The 16170-nt window shown below is 71.3% G+C and carries 12 protein-coding genes; 5 read left to right on the top strand and 7 right to left on the bottom strand.

Annotation, left to right across the window (positions count from 1 at the left end; all coding sequences use genetic code 11):
• The first annotated feature begins 62 nt into the window (after nt 1–62).
• The 3 genes from AC2H6A_RS00250 (at nt 63) to AC2H6A_RS00240 (ending at nt 4640) form a co-directional block, all read left to right on the top strand.
• The gene (locus AC2H6A_RS00250; protein WP_484271105.1) at nt 63–1625 is read left to right on the top strand and encodes an AMP-binding protein; all 1563 of its coding nucleotides are present in this window, start codon (nt 63–65) and stop codon (nt 1623–1625) included.
• A 116-nt stretch (nt 1626–1741) separates the two neighbouring features.
• Nucleotides 1742–3412: an acyl-CoA dehydrogenase family protein gene (locus tag AC2H6A_RS00245; RefSeq protein WP_484271104.1), complete on the top strand. Its 1671-nt coding sequence runs from the start codon at nt 1742–1744 to the stop codon at nt 3410–3412.
• A gap of 13 nt (nt 3413–3425) precedes the next feature.
• A complete protein-coding gene (locus tag AC2H6A_RS00240) occupies nt 3426–4640 on the top strand; it encodes a CoA transferase (protein WP_484271103.1) in 1215 nt (404 codons plus the stop codon).
• Nucleotides 4641–4721: 81 nt separating this feature from the next.
• Here AC2H6A_RS00240 and aptA read toward each other — a convergent pair whose 3' ends face one another.
• The gene (gene aptA, locus AC2H6A_RS00235) at nt 4722–6023 is read right to left on the bottom strand and encodes an omega-aminotransferase AptA (protein ID WP_484271123.1); all 1302 of its coding nucleotides are present in this window, start codon (nt 6021–6023) and stop codon (nt 4722–4724) included.
• A gap of 53 nt (nt 6024–6076) precedes the next feature.
• The gene (locus tag AC2H6A_RS00230) at nt 6077–7516 is read right to left on the bottom strand and encodes an AmpG family muropeptide MFS transporter (protein ID WP_484271102.1); all 1440 of its coding nucleotides are present in this window, start codon (nt 7514–7516) and stop codon (nt 6077–6079) included.
• 152 nt (nt 7517–7668) lie between these two features.
• Between AC2H6A_RS00230 and AC2H6A_RS00225 the strand changes: the two genes are divergently transcribed.
• Entirely contained in the window at nt 7669–8616 is a 948-nt protein-coding gene (locus tag AC2H6A_RS00225) for a M48 family metallopeptidase (protein WP_484271101.1), read from the top strand.
• On the opposite strand, the gene AC2H6A_RS00220 is transcribed toward AC2H6A_RS00225, so the two are convergent.
• Entirely contained in the window at nt 8583–11087 is a 2505-nt protein-coding gene (locus AC2H6A_RS00220; protein WP_484271100.1) for a two-component system response regulator, read from the bottom strand. The two genes, AC2H6A_RS00225 and AC2H6A_RS00220, sit on opposite strands and share 34 nt — an antisense overlap.
• Complete coding sequence (locus AC2H6A_RS00215) at nt 11084–11863, bottom strand: exodeoxyribonuclease III (protein ID WP_484271099.1); 780 nt, start codon at nt 11861–11863, stop codon at nt 11084–11086. Before AC2H6A_RS00215 ends, AC2H6A_RS00220 begins: the two co-directional genes overlap by 4 nt.
• A 37-nt stretch (nt 11864–11900) precedes the next feature.
• Here AC2H6A_RS00215 and pyrE point away from each other — a divergent pair, with 37 nt between their 5' ends.
• A complete protein-coding gene (gene pyrE, locus AC2H6A_RS00210; protein WP_484271098.1) occupies nt 11901–12584 on the top strand; it encodes an orotate phosphoribosyltransferase in 684 nt (227 codons plus the stop codon).
• A gap of 26 nt (nt 12585–12610) precedes the next feature.
• Here pyrE and gatB read toward each other — a convergent pair whose 3' ends face one another.
• The 3 genes from gatB to gatA are packed head-to-tail and all read right to left on the bottom strand — an operon-like array spanning nt 12611 to nt 16166.
• Entirely contained in the window at nt 12611–14140 is a 1530-nt protein-coding gene (gene gatB, locus AC2H6A_RS00205) for an Asp-tRNA(Asn)/Glu-tRNA(Gln) amidotransferase subunit GatB (protein ID WP_484271097.1), read from the bottom strand.
• Complete coding sequence (locus AC2H6A_RS00200) at nt 14140–14676, bottom strand: hypothetical protein (RefSeq protein WP_484271122.1); 537 nt, start codon at nt 14674–14676, stop codon at nt 14140–14142. Before AC2H6A_RS00200 ends, gatB begins: the two co-directional genes overlap by 1 nt.
• Nucleotides 14677–14714: 38 nt before the next feature.
• Entirely contained in the window at nt 14715–16166 is a 1452-nt protein-coding gene (gene gatA, locus AC2H6A_RS00195; RefSeq protein ID WP_484271121.1) for an Asp-tRNA(Asn)/Glu-tRNA(Gln) amidotransferase subunit GatA, read from the bottom strand.
• Between the last annotated feature and the right edge of the window lie 4 nt (nt 16167–16170).

Here is a 16170-nt window from a genome sequence, read left to right as displayed (position 1 = left end):
CCGGAGACCGTCTCATGCCCAAGACCTGGCACGACCCGCGTGTGCCCGCCCCCGAACAATGCGTGCTCCGTCCCCTGCTGGAGCGGCACGCCGCGACCCGGCCCGACACGGTCTTCGTGCGTTTCGCCGACGGCAGCGAATGGACCTTCGCCCAGACCCTCGACATCGTCCGGCGCACCGCCGCGGGGCTGCAGGCGCTGGGCGTGCAGCAGGGCGAGAATGTCCATGTGTGGCTGCCCAACGGGCCCGATGCGCTGCGGGTGTGGTTCGGCATCAACTACCTGGGTGCGGTCTATGTGCCGATCAACCTCGCCTACCGCGGCAGCATCCTCGCCCATGCCATCCGGCTCTCGGGCGCGCGCCTTATCGTCGCCCACGGCGGGCTGATCGACCGGCTGGTGGACATCGACCGCTCGAAGCTCACCGACCTGGTGGTGCTCGGCGGCGAGGCCGATGCACCCGCGGTGCCGGGCCTCACCCGGCACGCCTCGGCCATGCTCTCGCCGGCCAGCGGCGAGCCGCAGCCGCCGGCCCGCGAGATCATGCCCTGGGACACCCAGTGCATCATCTACACCTCGGGCACCACCGGGCCCTCGAAGGGCGTGATGTCCTCGTACCTGCATCTGTACGAGTCGGTGGCCGCCTGGAACTACCACATCGAGACCGACCGGCATCTGGTGCTGCTGCCCCTGTTCCATGTCGGCGGCACCGCGGCGGTCTACTCCATGCTGGTGCTGGGCGCCTCCATCGCCATCGTCGACGCCTTCCAGACCGACCGCTTCTGGGATGTCATCGAGGAGACCGGCACCACCTCGGTGATCCTGCTCGGGGGCATGGCCACCCTGCTCAACAAGCGCCCGCCCGACCCGCGCGACCGCCAGCACGGCCTGCGGGTGGCCACCATGGTGCCCTTGCTGGAAGACGCGCCGGCCTTCTCGGCGCGCTTCGGCTGCGAGGTCTACACCGTCTTCAACATGACCGAGATCTCCTGCCCGCTGGTGTCGGGCCTGAACCCGGGGCCGCAGGCGAGCTGCGGCGGGCCGCGGCCGGGCGTGGAGGTGCGCATCGTCGACGACAACGACTGCGAGGTTGCCACCGGCGAGGTGGGCGAGCTGATCGTGCGCACCGACACGCCCTGGGCGATGAACTCCGGCTACTACGGCAACCCCGAGGCCACCGCGCGCGCGTGGCGCAACGGCTGGTTCCACACCGGCGACGCCTTCCGCCAGGACGAGGCCGGCAACTACTTCTTCGTCGACCGCATGAAGGACGCGATCCGCCGGCGCGGCGAGAACATCTCGTCCTTCGAGGTGGAGGCCGAGGTGAGCAGCCATCCGCAGGTGCAGGAGGCGGCGGCGGTGGCCGTGCCGAGCGAACACGGCGAGGACGAGGTGATGGTGGCGGTGGTGCCGCAGCCCGGCGGCTGCGACCCGCGGGCCCTGGTGGAGTACCTGATCCCGCGCATGCCGCATTTCATGGTGCCGCGCTATGTCCGCCTGATGCCCGAACTGCCCAAGACGCCCACCCAGAAGGTGCAGAAGCACCTGATCCGCAGCGAGGGCATCACCGCCGACACCTGGGACCGCGAGAAGTCGGGGCTGGTGGTCAAGCGCCAGAAACTCTGAGCGGCGCGGCAAACGGCACCACGGCGCGCCCGCCCACAGCGGTCGGGGCGGGCGCGCTCGCTAGAATGCGCCATGCCCGGGGAGAGGCGCTCTCCCGTCCGTCGATCGAAGCCGCCATGACCGCCACCGCGCAAGCCACGCCCACGCCCACCGAAACCTCCGCCGCCGACCTCCTCGCGCTGAGCGCCCGCGCACTCGGCCAGGCCCGTGCCTACCGCGACGCCGTGCTCGCCGCCTGCCGGGCCGCAGTCGCGGCTGGCGCCGCCCGCGCCGACGACGCCGAGGCCGAGCAGCGCGCCCTGCACGGCTATGCCTGGGTGGCGAGCTATGTCGAGTCCCTCGCCCAGCTGCATGACTGGGCCACGCGCCTGCATGCGCGCGGCGCGCTCGGCGGGCTGGCCGCCGACTACCTCGCGATCGGCTTTGCCGAATACCTGCAGCAGCTGCGCGGCGGCCTGCCGATGTCCCAGTGCGAGATCCTGCGCCCGCTGGACTTCGGCCTGCGCGGCGCGCAGCTCGCCATGCTCGACGACCCCGATGTCATCCGGCTCATCGAGACCGGCAACACCCCGGCACGCCGGGCGTCGGTGGTCACCCAGGCCGCGGCCGGCCGCTGGCCCGATCCCCTGCTCGACAACGACGCGATCAGCGCCTTCCAGGAGCAGGTGCGCCGCTTCAGCGACGAGCGCATCGCCCCCTTCGCCAACGACTGGCACCGCCAGGACATCCTGATCCCCGACGATGTGGTGCGCCAGATGGGCGAACTCGGCATCTTCGGGCTCACCATCGGCGAGCAGTGGGGCGGCAGCGACATGGGCAAGCTCGCCATGACCGTGGTCTCCGAGGAGCTCTCGCGCGGCTACATCGGCACCGGGTCGCTGGGCACCCGCTCCGAGATCGCCGGTGAGCTGATCAGCACCGGCGGCACGCCGCAGCAGCAGGAGCGCTACCTGCGCGGCCTGGCCGAGGGCAGCATCCTGCCCACCGCGGTCTTCACCGAGCCGGGCTCGGGCTCTGACCTGGCCTCGCTCAAGACCCGCGCGGTGCGCGACGGCGAGGTCTGGCGGGTCACCGGCGCCAAGACCTGGATCACCCATGCCTCGCGCAGCGACCTCATGACCATGCTGGTGCGCACCGAGGCCGATGTGCCCGGCGCGCGCGGCATCTCGCTGCTGCTGGCCGACAAGCCGCGCGGCGAGCCCGGCAACCCGTTCCCGGCGCCGGGCATGCGCGGCAGCGAAATCCAGGTGCTTGGCTACCGCGGCATGAAGGAATACGAGCTCGCTTTCGACGGCTTCACGGTGCCGGCCTCGGCGCTGCTCGGTGGGGTGCCCGGCCAGGGCTTCCGCCAGCTGATGGCCACCTTCGAGAGCGCCCGCATCCAGACCGCGGCGCGGGCCATCGGCGTGGGTCAGAACGCGCTCGAGCTCGCCCTGGCCTATGCCCAGGAGCGGCGCCAGTTCGGCCGGCCGATCATCGAGTTCCCGCGGGTGCGCGACAAGCTCGCGATGATGGCGGTGGAAACCATGCTCGCGCGCCAGCTCACCTACTTCGCGGCCCGCCGCAAGGACACCGGCAAGCGCTGCGATGTCGAGGCCGGCATGGCCAAGCTGGTGGCTGCGCGGGTGGCCTGGTCGAACGCCGACAACGCGCTGCAGGTGCACGGCGGCAACGGCTACGCGCTCGAGTACCCGGTCTCGCGGCTGCTGTGCGACGCCCGCATCCTGAACATCTTCGAGGGGGCCGGCGAGATCCAGGCCCACATCATCGCCCGCGGCCTGATCTGAAGGAGACCATCCCGTGTTCCAGGTGCTCAATGACCTTCGGGTCGTGGAAATGGCCGCCTTCGTGGCCGGTCCCCTCGCCGGCATGACGCTGGCCCAGCTCGGCGCGCGCGTCATCCGTGTGGATGATGTCGGTGGCAATGCCGACATCGGTCGCTGGCCGGTCGCCGCCAATGGCCGCAGCCTCTACTGGGCCGGGCTGAACAAGGCCAAGCAGTCGCTGTGCGTGGACCTCGGCGACGAGCGCGGCCAGGCGCTGGTGGCCGACCTGATCTGCGACGACGCCCCGGGCGGCGGCATCCTGATCACCAACTTCCCCATGAAAGGCTGGCTGGCCTACGACAAGCTGGCAGCGCGTCGCCCCGACCTGATCGTGGTGCAGATCACCGGCGACTGGCAGGGCCGCACCGCGCTCGACTACACGGTTAATGCCGGCGCGGGCTTCCCCTTCATCACCGGCAACGGCGGCCCCACCCAGCCAGTCAACAATGTCACCCCGGCCTGGGACCTGATGTGCGGCTCGCATGTGGCCATCGCGGTGCTGGCCGCCGAGCGCCGGCGCCGCGACACCGGCCGCGGCAGCCATGTGCGCATCGCGCTGCAGGACATGGGCCTGGCCACCATCGGCAGCCTGGGCTATCTCGCCGAGGTGCAGGTCAACGGCGAAGACCGGCAGGGCTACGGCAATCACATCTTCGGCACCTTCGGCCATGACTTCGGCACCCGCGACGACCGCCGGGTGATGATCATGGCAATCTCGGTGCGGCAGTGGCGCGGCCTGCAGAAGGCACTGGGCTTCGCCGAGGCGGTGAGCGCCTGGGAGAAGGCCAACGGCGTCGACCTCAATGACGAGGGTGCCCGCTTTCGCCACCGCGAGCAGCTGGTGGCCTGGATCGAGCCGGGTGTGCGGGCCCGCAGTCTGGCCGAGATCGGGCCGCTCTTCGATGCCAACGGGGTCTGCTGGGGGGTGTATCGCAGCCCCCGTCAGGCGCTGGCCGAAGACCCCAACTGCTCCACCGCCAACCCGCTGTTCCAGGAGATCGATCAGGCCGGCATCGGCCGCTATCTGGCGGCCGGCTCGCCGATGCGCTTCGGCGACCTGCCGCCGCAGCCGGTGACGCCCGCGCCCACCCTGGGCGAGCACGGCCCGGCCATCGTCGGCGGCGATCTCGGGCGCAGCCCTGAGGAAGTGGCGGCCCTGCGCGCCGCCGGGGTGCTGTCGGCACCCTGAACGCCGCGCCCGCGCCGGGATTGCCGGCGGAGAACGGCATCCGGCGGCGGGGTGCGTGGCGCGATCGTCCGCCCGCGAGGGTCAGTCGAGCGCGCGCAGCACCCGGCCGAGCCGCTCGACCATCTGGTCGATCTGATCCTTCTGAACGATCAGCGGCGGCGACAGCGCGATGATGTCGCCGGTGAATCGCACCATCAGGTCTTCCTCGAAGAAGGCCTTCACATGGGCCTCGAAGGCGCGCGCGCCCGCCGCGCCGGCACGCGGCTCGAGCTCGACGGCGCCCATCAGGCCGATGTTGCGGATGTCGATGACATGGCGGGTGCCGCGCAGGGAATGCAGCGCGTTCTCCCAGTGCGCGGCGAGCTCGTCGGCGCGCTCGAGCAGGCCTTCCTGCTGGTAGATGTCGAGCGCGGCCATGGCCGAGGCGCAGGCCAGCGGGTGGGCCGAGTAGGTGTAGCCGTGGAAGAACTCGATCGCGGTGGCCGGGCCCTGCATGAAGGCGTCGTAGATGCCTTCGCGGGCGAAGACCGCGCCCATGGGCACGGTGGCGCTGTTGATGCCCTTGGCCACGGTGAAGAGATCGGGGACCACGCCGAGCTTCTGGAAGCCGAAGGGCTTGCCGATGCGGCCGAAGGCGGTGATCACCTCGTCGAAGATCAGCAGGATGCCGTGACGGGCGGTGATCTCGCGCAGCCGCTCCAGGTAACCCACCGGCGGCACCAGCACCCCGGTGGAGCCGGCCACCGGCTCGACGATGACCGCGGCCACGGTGGAGGGGTCGTGCAGGGCAAGGATGCGCTCGAGCTCGTCGGCAAGGTGCGCGCCCCACTGCGGCTGGCCGCGGCTGAAGGCGTTGTGCGCCAGGCTGTGGGTGTGCGGCAGGTGGTCGACCGCCGGCAGCAGCGCGCCGGAGAACACCTTGCGGTTGCCGGCGATGCCGCCCACCGACATGCCGCCGAAGCCCACGCCGTGATAGCCGCGCTCGCGGCCGATGATGCGGGTGCGCTGGCCTTCACCGCGAACCCGGTGGTAGCCGATCGCGATCTTGAGCGCGGTGTCGACCGCCTCGGAACCCGAGTTGGTGTAGAAGACCTGGCTGAAGGGCTTGCCGGCCAGCGCCACCAGCCGGCTGGAGAGCTCGAAGGCCGCCGGGTGGCCCATCTGGAAGGCCGGGGCGAAGTCGAGCGAGGCAGCGGCGCGCGAGATGGCGTCGACGATCGGCTGGCGGCAGTGGCCGGCGTTCACGCACCACAGGCCGGCGGTGCCGTCGAGAATGGCGCGGCCTTCAGGGGTGTAGTAGTGCATGCCCTCGGCGCGGGCGAGCAGCCGGGGCTGGGCCTTGAACTGCCGGTTGGCGGTGAAGGGCATCCAGAACGCCGACATGGCCGGATCGGCTTCGGTCTGGGGGGCAAGGGCGCTGAGCCGGGTGAGGTCGTTCATGGCGGGTTCTCCGTCTGCAATCGGGTGATTGTGGGCTTTAGCAGCGCCAGCAGCAACAGGCCGGGAAGCGCCGCAGCCGTGGAAAACAGGAAGAAGGCCGGCCAGCCGATGGCCTCGACCATGACCCCGGCGGTGGGCCCCACATAGACGCGGCCGATCGCGGCCAGCGCCGAGAGCAGCGCGAACTGGGCGGCCGAGAAGCGCCGGTCGGTGAGCGCCATGAGCAGGGCCACGAAAGCGGCGGTGCCCATGCCACCGCAGAGGTTCTCGAAGCCCACCGCCACGGCCATCAGCGCCGGGTGCGGCGGCAGCACCGCCAGCCCCCAGTAGCCGAGGTTCGACACCGCCTGCAGCAGCCCGAAACCCATCAGGGCGCGGTACAGGCTGGCCCGGGCCAGCCATGCGCCGCCGGCCAGTGCGCCGAGCAGCGTGGCGATCAGGCCGAAGACCTTGTTGACCGCGCCGACCTCGGTCTGGGTGAAGCCCGCGCCACGGATCAGGAAGGCGGTGGACAGGCTGCCGGCGAAGGCGTCGCCGAGCTTGTAGAGCACGATGAGCAGCAGCAACGCGATCGCCCGGTCTCGGCTGAAGAAGTGGTCCCAGGGCTCGGTGAAGGAGGCAAAGCCCGCCAGCCGGGCGACCCGGATCGCGGCGGCGAAGGAAGCCAGCAGCGAGACGCTCAGCACCAGCAGGCGGCCGAAGCGGTCGGCCTCCAGCGCGCCCCAGGGCAGCGCGCGCAGCCCGAACCAGACCGCCAGCCCGGCGGCCAGCATGGCGGCAAACCCGAGCAGTTCGCGCAGCGCCGGTGCCCGCGGCCCCTCGGCCGAGGGCACCGGCGGCGCAAACAGCGAGACCAGCGCGAAAGCCGCGATCAGCCCGCCCATCAGACGGTAGGTGGCCGGCCAGCCCAGCCACTGGTCGGCAAGGATCAGGGCCAGCCCCCCCGAGACGAGCATGGCCAGCCGATAGCCGAGCACCGACACCGCCGCGCCCGCGCCGCGCTCGCGCTCGCCGAGCAGGTCGGAGCGGTAGGCGTCGAAGACCACATCCTGCGAGGCCGACAGGAAGGCGATGGCCAGCGCAGTCACACCCATCAGCTCGATGTCGGCAGCCGGATCGAGCTGGGCCATCAGCAGACAGGCCGCGCCCAGCGCGAGCTGGCTGATCGCCAGCCAGCCCCGGCGTCGGCCGGCCAGCGGCGGCTCGAAGCGGTCGAGCAGCGGCGCCCAGATGAACTTGAAGGTGTAAGGCAGGCCGGCCAGGGCGAACAGACCGATGGTGCGGATGTCCACCCCCGAGACCGTGAGCCAGGCCTGCAGGCTGCCCGCCGAGAGCGCCAGCGGCAGCCCGCTGGCAAAGCCGAGCAGCAGCATCACGCCGACCCGGCGACTGGCAAAGGCCTGAAGGAGGGCCGGTGGCGGAGGAGCAGAGGCCATGGCAGCGGCCGAGTGTAGCAGCGGCCTCGCAGGCGGCGGATGAGCCCGCACCGGCGGCCAGCGAGGCCCAAGCCCGGCCCAAGCCCAGCCCAGCCCAGCACTGCCGCGCCGCGCCGCGCAGAGACCTTGACGCATCCGATACCATCGACACCATGAACAAGCCTGCTCCCACCCCCTCCCTGCCTTCGCCTGGCAGCCGCCCGGGCGGCCGTCCGCGCCGGGTACGCAAGGGCCTGCGCCGGATGGCGGCCGCGGGCCTGTTCGCGGCCGCCGTGTGCCTGCCCGCCGGCGCCCAGCCGCAGGCGCCGCAGGACGGGGTTCGGGTGGGCAACCCCAGCAGCCTTGCCAAGCTGGTGCCGGCCGAGCAGCTCGAACGGGTGGCTGGCGAGCAGTACAGCCAGATGATGCGCGCCGCCGCCGCCAAGGGTGCGCTGCTGCCCCCGGAGCATCCGCAGGTGCAGCGGGCGCGGCGCATCGCGCGGGCGATCATCGAGCAGGCCGGGCGCTTCAATGCGCGGGCCGGCCAGTGGCGCTGGGAGGTCAATGTGCTGGCCGACGGCCAGATCAACGCCTTCTGCATGCCTGGCGGCAAGATCGGCGTCTACACCGGCATCCTCGACAAGCTCAAGCTCACCGACGATGAACTCGCCATGGTCATGGGCCACGAGGTCGCGCACGCGCTGCGCGAGCATGCCCGCGAGCGGGCCGCCAAGGGCAGCCTCACCGAGATGGGCGCGGGTCTGGTCACCAGCCTGCTGGGCATGGGGGACCTCGGCCGCATGGCGGTGGGCGCCGGCGCGCAGCTCCTCACCCTGAGCTTCTCGCGCGACAACGAGACCGACGCCGACCTGGTGGGGCTCGACCTCGCCGCCCGCGCGGGCTTCGATCCGCGCGCTGCGGTGCGGGTCTGGGAGAAGATGAGCGCCGCGGCCAAGGGCGCCCCGCCGCAGTGGCTGTCCACCCACCCGGCGAGCACCTCCCGCATCAACGAGATACGGCGCCACCTCGGCGAGACCCTGCCGCTGTACGCGCGGGCTCGCGGCACCCCGGTGGCCAGCCTGCCGCCCTACACCTCCAACTGGGGCGACCCCATCCCCTGAAGGCCGCCAAGCAGGCCGGCGCGCAGCTGGGCCGCGAACTCGTCGGCCGGCCGAGCCCGGCCGAACAGGAAGCCCTGGCCGATGTCGCAGCCCTCGGCGCGCAGCCAGGCGAGCTGGCCCTCGGTCTCCACGCCCTCGGCCACCGTGGCCAGGCCCAGCGTGCGCGCCATGGCGATGATCGCGCGCACGATCGCGGCGTCGTTGGGGTCGTCGACCACATCGCGCACGAAGGACTGGTCGATCTTCAGGGTGGCCACCGGCAGCCGCTTCAGTCGCGACAGTGACGAGTAGCCGGTGCCGAAATCGTCGATCGCCAGCGTCAGGCCGAGATCGCGCAGGGCATTCATGCGCAGCACCGTCTCGTCGCGGGTGGAGTCGCGCATGATCAGGGTCTCGGTGATCTCGATCTGCAGCCGCCCCGGCGCCACGCCGACCTCGCGCAGGGTGTCGCGGATGTGCTGAAGGAAGTCGCCACGCCAGACCTGCGGACCGGCGACATTGACCGCCACATGGGCCACCGGCAGGCCTTCGAGATCCCAGCGCTTCATCTGGGCGGCAGTCTCCTGGAAGACCCAGCGGCCGAGTTCGGCGATCAGGCCGGCGCTCTCGGCCACCGGCACGAAGCGCGCCGGCGCGATCGGCCCCTCCTCGGGATGCTCCCAGCGCACCAGAGCCTCGGCGCCCACCAGAAGCCCGGTGGCCAGCTCGATCTTGGGCTGGTAGTGCACACGGAATTCGCCGCGGGCAAGACCGGCGCGGATGCGCGCCTCGAGGGATACCCGGTCGGTGATCTCGGCAGCCATGCGCGAACTGAACAGCTGGTAGCGGCCCCGTCCCTGCGCCTTGCGGGCCTTGGCCTGGTGCATGGCGATACTGGCGTTCTTGACCAGATCCTCGACATTGGCGGCGTGCTGGGGCAGGAAGGCGATGCCGGCGCTGGCACCGATCACGAACTCGTAGTCATCCACCCGCAGCGGGGCCTGCAGCGCGTCGAGAAGCCGCTCGGCCAGCGCCACCGCCTCGGTGGGTGCGCCCACCCGCGGAATCATCACCAGGAACTCGTCGCTCTCGGGCCGACCGAGCAGCGCGGTGGCCGGCAGGGCGGCGCGCAGGCGCTCGACCACGGCGACCAGGAAGCGGTCGCCCCAGCCCTGGCCGAGCGCATCGTTCACGTTCTTGAAGCGATCGAGGTCGAGGTAGAGCAGGCCGAGCCGCCCGCCGCTGGTGCTCACGGCCACCGCCTGCTCATGAAGCCTCTCGAGCATGGCGGCGCGATTGAGCAGCCCGGTGAGCGGATCGTGGCGGGCCAGGTAGTCCAGACGCGACTGGTAGCGGCGCAAGGCGCTGACATCGGAGATCATGACCACGAAGTGGCTGGGCATCCCGGTAGGACCGGGCAGCACGCCGACATTCACCCAGTGGTGCTGGATCGCGCCGTCGGGGCCATGCGTGGTGCGTTCGCCCTGCCAGGTGCCGGCCGTGCGCAGCACCGGCAGCACCTGGCGCCGGAAGGCCTCGTCGAAGAAATCCCAGCCGCGCTGGCGCAGGCCGTCGAGGTCGAGCCCGGTGAGACGGGTGAAGGCGGCGTTGACCTGCAGCGGCAGCAGGCCCGCGTCGACCAGCAGCATGCCCTCCACCGAAGACTCGATCACCTTGGACCACAGCCGCATCTTCTCGAGGATGGCCTCGCGCTCGGTGACATCCTGGATGCTGCCCACCAGCGTCTCGGGCTGGCCCTCGGCGTCGCGCCGCAGGGCGCCCTGCACATGCAGCACCAGCTGACGGCCATCGGGGGCCAGCCAGCGGTGGGCGAAATCGATGCGATCGGTGCTCACGCCCACCGACTGCAGCTGGCGCCGCACCAGCTCGCGGTCATCGGGGTGGATGCGCGAGAGGTAGAACGAGCGCGGCACCGGCCCGGGCAGGTGCAGCACACGGCGGTGCACATCGGAGGTCTGGATGATGCGGGTCGCGTAGGCGTATTCCCAGTGCCCGAGCTGGGCGAGATCGAGCGCCTCGTTGAGCTTGGCGCGATTGCTCTCGAGCTCGGTCACGACCTCGGCCGACTTCATCACGAACCGCACCCGGTGGCGCAGCAGCGCGTCGTTCACCGGCTTGGTGAGGTAGTCGCTCGCGCCCGCCTCGAAGGCCTGCTCCACCGAGTCATGGTCCTCCAGGCCGGTCTGGATCAGGATGGGGGTGCTGCGGTAGGCCGGCAGGCGGCGCAGCTGCCGGCAGACCTCGAAACCGGACGGGCCGGGCATCTGCACATCGAGCACGACGCAGTCGAAGCGGGTGGCAGCGGCCAGCGCGAGCGCCTCGTCCCCGTCGGCGGCGGTGGTGACATCAAAGCCCAGGTCGGTGAAGCTGGCGCCCACCAGGGTGCGGGCCAGCGGATCGTCATCGACGATCAGGGCACGGCGCAGAGGCAGCGGCGCCGGCGGGGCCAGGTCGTCGGCAGGATCGGTCATCGTCGCGGCAGCGCGTAGTCGATGATCAGCGGCGCGTGATCCGAGAAGCGCTCGGCGGTGTAGATGTCGGTGGCCCGGGCGGCATCGGCGCTGCCGGGCGTGGCGATCTGGTAGTCGAGGCGCCAGCCGACATTCTTCGCCCAGGCCTGGCCGCGGTTGCTCCACCAGGTGTAGCGCTCGGGGCGAGGGTCGAGCCGACGGAAGACATCGACGAAGCCGAACTCGCCAAAGACCTGCGACAGCCAGGCCCGCTCCTCGGGCAGGAAGCCGGAGTTCTTCTGGTTGCTGCGCCAGTTCTTCAGGTCGATCTCCTGGTGGGCGATGTTCCAGTCGCCGCAGACCACCACCTCGCGGCCGCCGCGGCCGAGATCGCGCAGATGCCCGGCGAACGAGGCCATGAAGCGGAACTTGGCCTGCTGCCGCTCGGGCGAGCTCGACCCCGAGGGCAGGTACATGGAGATCACGGTGTAATCGCCGAAGTCGGCCTCGAGGTAACGGCCCTCGGCGTCGAACTCGGGGTCGCCGAAACCGGCGCGCACCGCCTTCGGCTTGCGCCGGGCGTAGACGCCCACGCCGCTGTACCCCGGCTTGTGCGCGAAGTGGAAGTGACCGCCAAGGCCCGCCAGATTGCGCAAGGTATCGTCGAGGTCGTCAGCCTGGGCCTTGATCTCCTGCACGCACAGCACATCGGGCCGAACGGACTCCAGCCACGGCATCAGGCCCTTGCGGGCGGCCGATCGGATGCCGTTCAGGTTCAACGAGATGATCCGTATCATGGCGCGCTGGGCCGGCCCACGCCGGCGAGGATGATCAATGACCGAAGTCGATCCGCGCGAGTTTATCCGCTTCGCGCTCGATGCCGGGGTGTTGCGATTCGGTTCGTTCATCACGAAGGCCGGCCGCGACTCCCCGTATTTCTTCAATGCCGGGCTGTTCCATGACGGCGAGCGGCTGGGCCGTCTCGCCGGCTTCTATGCCGCGCGCCTGCTCTCGGCGCAGGCCCGTGGCGAGATCGGCTTCGACATGCTGTTCGGCCCGGCCTACACGGGCATCACGCTGGCCAGCGCCACCGCGGTGGCCATGGCCGGGCGGGGCCGCAACATCGGCTTTGCCTACAACCGCAAGGAGGCCAAGGACCACGGCGAGGGCGGCAGCCTGGTCGGCGCCCCGCTGCGCGGCCGGGTGCTGATCGTCGACGATGTGATCTCGGCCGGCACCTCGGTGAAGGAATCGGTGAGCATCATCCGCCAGGCCGGCGCCGAGCCGGCCGGCGTGCTGATCGCCCTCGACCGCCAGGAGCGCGGCGGCGACGCGGTGCAGGTCACCGGCGAGTCGGCGGTGGAGCAGGTGCGCTCGATGTTCGGCATCCCGGTGCTCTCCATCGCCTCGCTCGACGACCTGATCGCCTACCTGGAGGCCTCGCCGCAGGGCGGCGAACTCGCCGCCCATCGCGATCGGGTGGTGCAGTACCGGCAGCGCTACGGCAGCGGCGCCTGAACGGCGCGCGCGGCCGCGGGCCCGTCTCAGCCGGCGAGCCGCTTGCGCAGCAGGTCGTTCACGGCCTGCGGATTGGCCTTGCCCCGACTGGCCTTCATCACCTGGCCCACCAGGGCATTGAAGGCCTTGTCCTTGCCGGCGCGGAACTCCTCCACCGACTTCGGATGGGCGGCCAGCACGGCATCGACCATCGCCTCGAGCTCGGAGGTGTCGCTGATCTGGCGCAGGCCGCGGGCATCGATCTCGCGATCGACCGCATCATCGGGCGCGCCCGGCGTGAGCCAGAGCGCGGCGAACAGTTCGCGGGCGATCTTGCCCGACACGGTGTTGTCGAGGATGCGGGCGCACAGCCGCGCCAGCAGCGCCGGGCTCACCGGCGCGGCGTCGATCTCGATGCCGTCGCGGTTGAGCGCGGCGGCCATGTCGGTGAGCAGCCAGTTGGCCAGCAGCTTGGCCTGCGCCTGACGGGCAGCGGCGTCGGTCGGGGGCAGCAGCGTGGCCAGCGCCGCCAGCGCGCGCTCGAACCAGGCAGCCAGCTGCCGGGATGCGGCCAGCCCGCCGGCGTCATAGGCCGACAGCCCGAGCTCGGCCTGGAAGCGCGCGCGCAGCGCCTGCGGCAGCTCGGGCATCGCGGCCCGCACGGCGGCGACCCAGTCGGGCGCGATGACGAGCGGCGGCAGGTCGGGATCGGGGAAGTACCGGTAGTCCTGCGCGTCTTCCTTGCTGCGCATGCTGCGGGTCTCGTCCCGGTCAGGGTCGTAGAGCCGGGTCTCCTGGACCACCGTGCCGCCGTCCTCGATGAGTTCGATCTGGCGGCGCACCTCGAAGTCGATGGCGCGCTCCAGGAAGCGGAAGGAGTTCAGGTTCTTGATCTCGCAGCGGGTGCCGAAGGCCTGCTGGCCGAGCGGTCGGACCGAGACATTGGCGTCACAGCGGAACGACCCCTCCTGCATGTTGCCGTCGCAGATGCCCAGCCAGATCACCAGGGCATGCAGCGCCCGGGCATAGGCCACCGCCTCGCGCGAGGATCGCATGTCCGGCTCGCTCACGATCTCGAGCAGCGGCGTGCCGGCGCGGTTCAGGTCGATGCCCGACATGCCGTGGAAGTCCTCGTGCAGCGACTTGCCGGCGTCCTCCTCGAGATGGGCGCGGGTGAGGCGCACCGTGCGCGAACGGGGCTCGCCGCCCTCCTCCCAGGTGATGTCGAGGCTGCCACCGGCCACCACCGGGATCTCGTACTGGCTGATCTGGTAACCCTTGGGCAGGTCGGGATAGAAGTAGTTCTTGCGGGCGAACACCGAGCGCGGCGCCACCTGCGCGCCCACGGCCAGACCCAGCCGGATCGCGCATTCCACCGCCGCGCGGTTCATCACCGGCAGCACCCCGGGCAGGGCGAGATCCACCGGGCTCGCCTGGGTGTTGGGCGCCGCGCCGAAGGCGGTGGACGCGCCCGAGAAGATCTTGGAGCGCGTGGCGAGCTGCGCATGCGTCTCCAGCCCGATCACCACTTCCCATTGCATCGCTGAGTCTCTTTCTGGTTGGACCGACGCCGGCATCAGCGGTCGGTGCGGGCACAGGCCCCGGAGCGCGGATCGAACATCACCGGCCAGGCCTGATCGTAGATGCCGCCGGTGCAGCGCCGCTGGCAACCGGCATGCGCCAGGGTGATGCGCCGAGGATCCTGCCAGACCATCAGCTTGCAGCCGCTGCCGTCGCGGGCGAGCAGCTCGATATGGGGCCGGCTGCGCACCTGACGGAAATCGGCCTGCTCGAACCGGCAGCTGCCGCGGCGGCCGACCCAGAGCTGCCAGCTCATGGCACGGACCTCGTTGGCACGCACCAGCAGGGTGGCATCCTCGCGAAAGCCGTCCTCCTCGGCCTGCGCGCAGCGGCCGTCGAGGTCGATGGGGCGATCGGCGATCGGGCCCGGCCGGGCAGCCGCCGGCGGGGAGGCCGGCCGCAGGGGTGCGGTCTGTGCGCCCCCCGTCGATGCGGGCGGCTTGCCCGAAGGCACGATGGGCGCCGGCGGCTGCGGGGTGCTGCAGGCGGCCAGCAGCACGGCCAGGGCGAGCGCGCCGGCCCACGGCCGCAGCCGCCAGCCGCGGGCCGCAGCCCCGCGCCCGGACAGGTTCACGCCGCCCCCGCGGGACGGCGTGCGTGCCAGTCGGTGGCCTGCTGGAATCGATCGGCCACGGCGAGCAGGCGGGCCTCGTCGAACACCCGTCCGATGAGCTGCAGACCCACCGGACGGCCGCCCGCGCCGAAGCCGGCGGGCATGGACAGGCCGGGCAGGCCGGCGAGCGAGGCCGGCAGCGTGAAGATGTCGGCGAGGTAGTTGCGCACCGGATCGTCGCTGCGCTCGCCGAGGTTCCAGGCCACCGTGGGCGAGACCGGGCCGGCGATGAGATCGACCTGGCCGAAGGCCGCGGTGAAGTCGTCGGCGATCAGGCGCCGCAGCTTCTGCGCCTGCAGGTAGTAGGCGTCGTAGTAGCCGTGGGAGAGCACGTAGGTGCCCACCAGGATGCGGCGCTGCACCTCCGGGCCGAAGCCCTCGGCGCGGCTGCGGGCGTAGAGGCTGGCGAGGTCGGTGTGACCGGTGGTGCGATGGCCGTAGCGCACGCCGTCGAAGCGGCTGAGATTGCTGGAGGCCTCGGCCGGCGCGATCACGTAGTAGGCCGGGATGGCCAGCGCGGTACGCGGCAGCGACACCGGCACCGTGACCGCGCCGAGGTCCCGCAGCACCTGCAGCGCCGCCTGCACCGGCGCACGGACATCGTCGGCCAGGCCTTCGCCGAAGAACTCCTGCGGCAGCCCGATGCGCAGGCCCTGCAGGGAGCCGCCGAAGTCGCGGCCGAAGTCTTCGGCCGGGCGCTCGATGCTGGTGGCGTCGCGCGGGTCGAAGCCGGCCATGGCCGAAAGCAGCAGCGCGCAGTCGGCGGCCGAGCCGCCCATGGCGCCACCCTGGTCGAGGCTGGAGGCAAAGGCGATCATGCCGAAGCGGCTGACCCGGCCGTAGGTGGGCTTGATGCCGGTGATGCCGCACATGGAAGCCGGCTGGCGCACCGAGCCGCCGGTGTCGGTGCCGGTGGCCAGCGGCGCCAGGCGCGCAGCCACCGCCGCCGCCGACCCGCCCGAGGAGCCGCCGGGAATGGCCTGCGGATCCCAGGGATTGCGCACCGCACCGAAGTGCGAGTTCTCGTTGGACGAACCCATGGCGAATTCGTCGCAGTTGGTCTTGCCCAGACAGACCGCGCCGGCCTCGCGCAGCCGCGCCACCACCGTGGCATCGAAGGGGCTGACATAGTCGGCCAGCATCCGCGAGGCGGCGGTGGAGCGCCAGCCTTCGGTCACGAAGATGTCCTTGTGAGCAACCGGGATGCCCAGCAGCGGCCCGCGCTCGCCGGCGGCCAGGCGTGCATCGGCCTGCGCGGCCTGGGCGAGGGTGAGCTCGGGCCGGACATCGATGAAGGCATTCAGGGTGCTGGCCTGGATGCGGTCCAGGAAGGCGCGGGCGAGGTCGGTGGCGCTGAAACGGCGCTGGTCGAGGCCGGCGCGCAATTCGGCCACGGTGAGGTCGTGCAGGCGG

This window comes from Quisquiliibacterium sp., from assembly GCF_982640115.1.
This window is presented reverse-complemented; position numbering and strand designations above follow the sequence as displayed.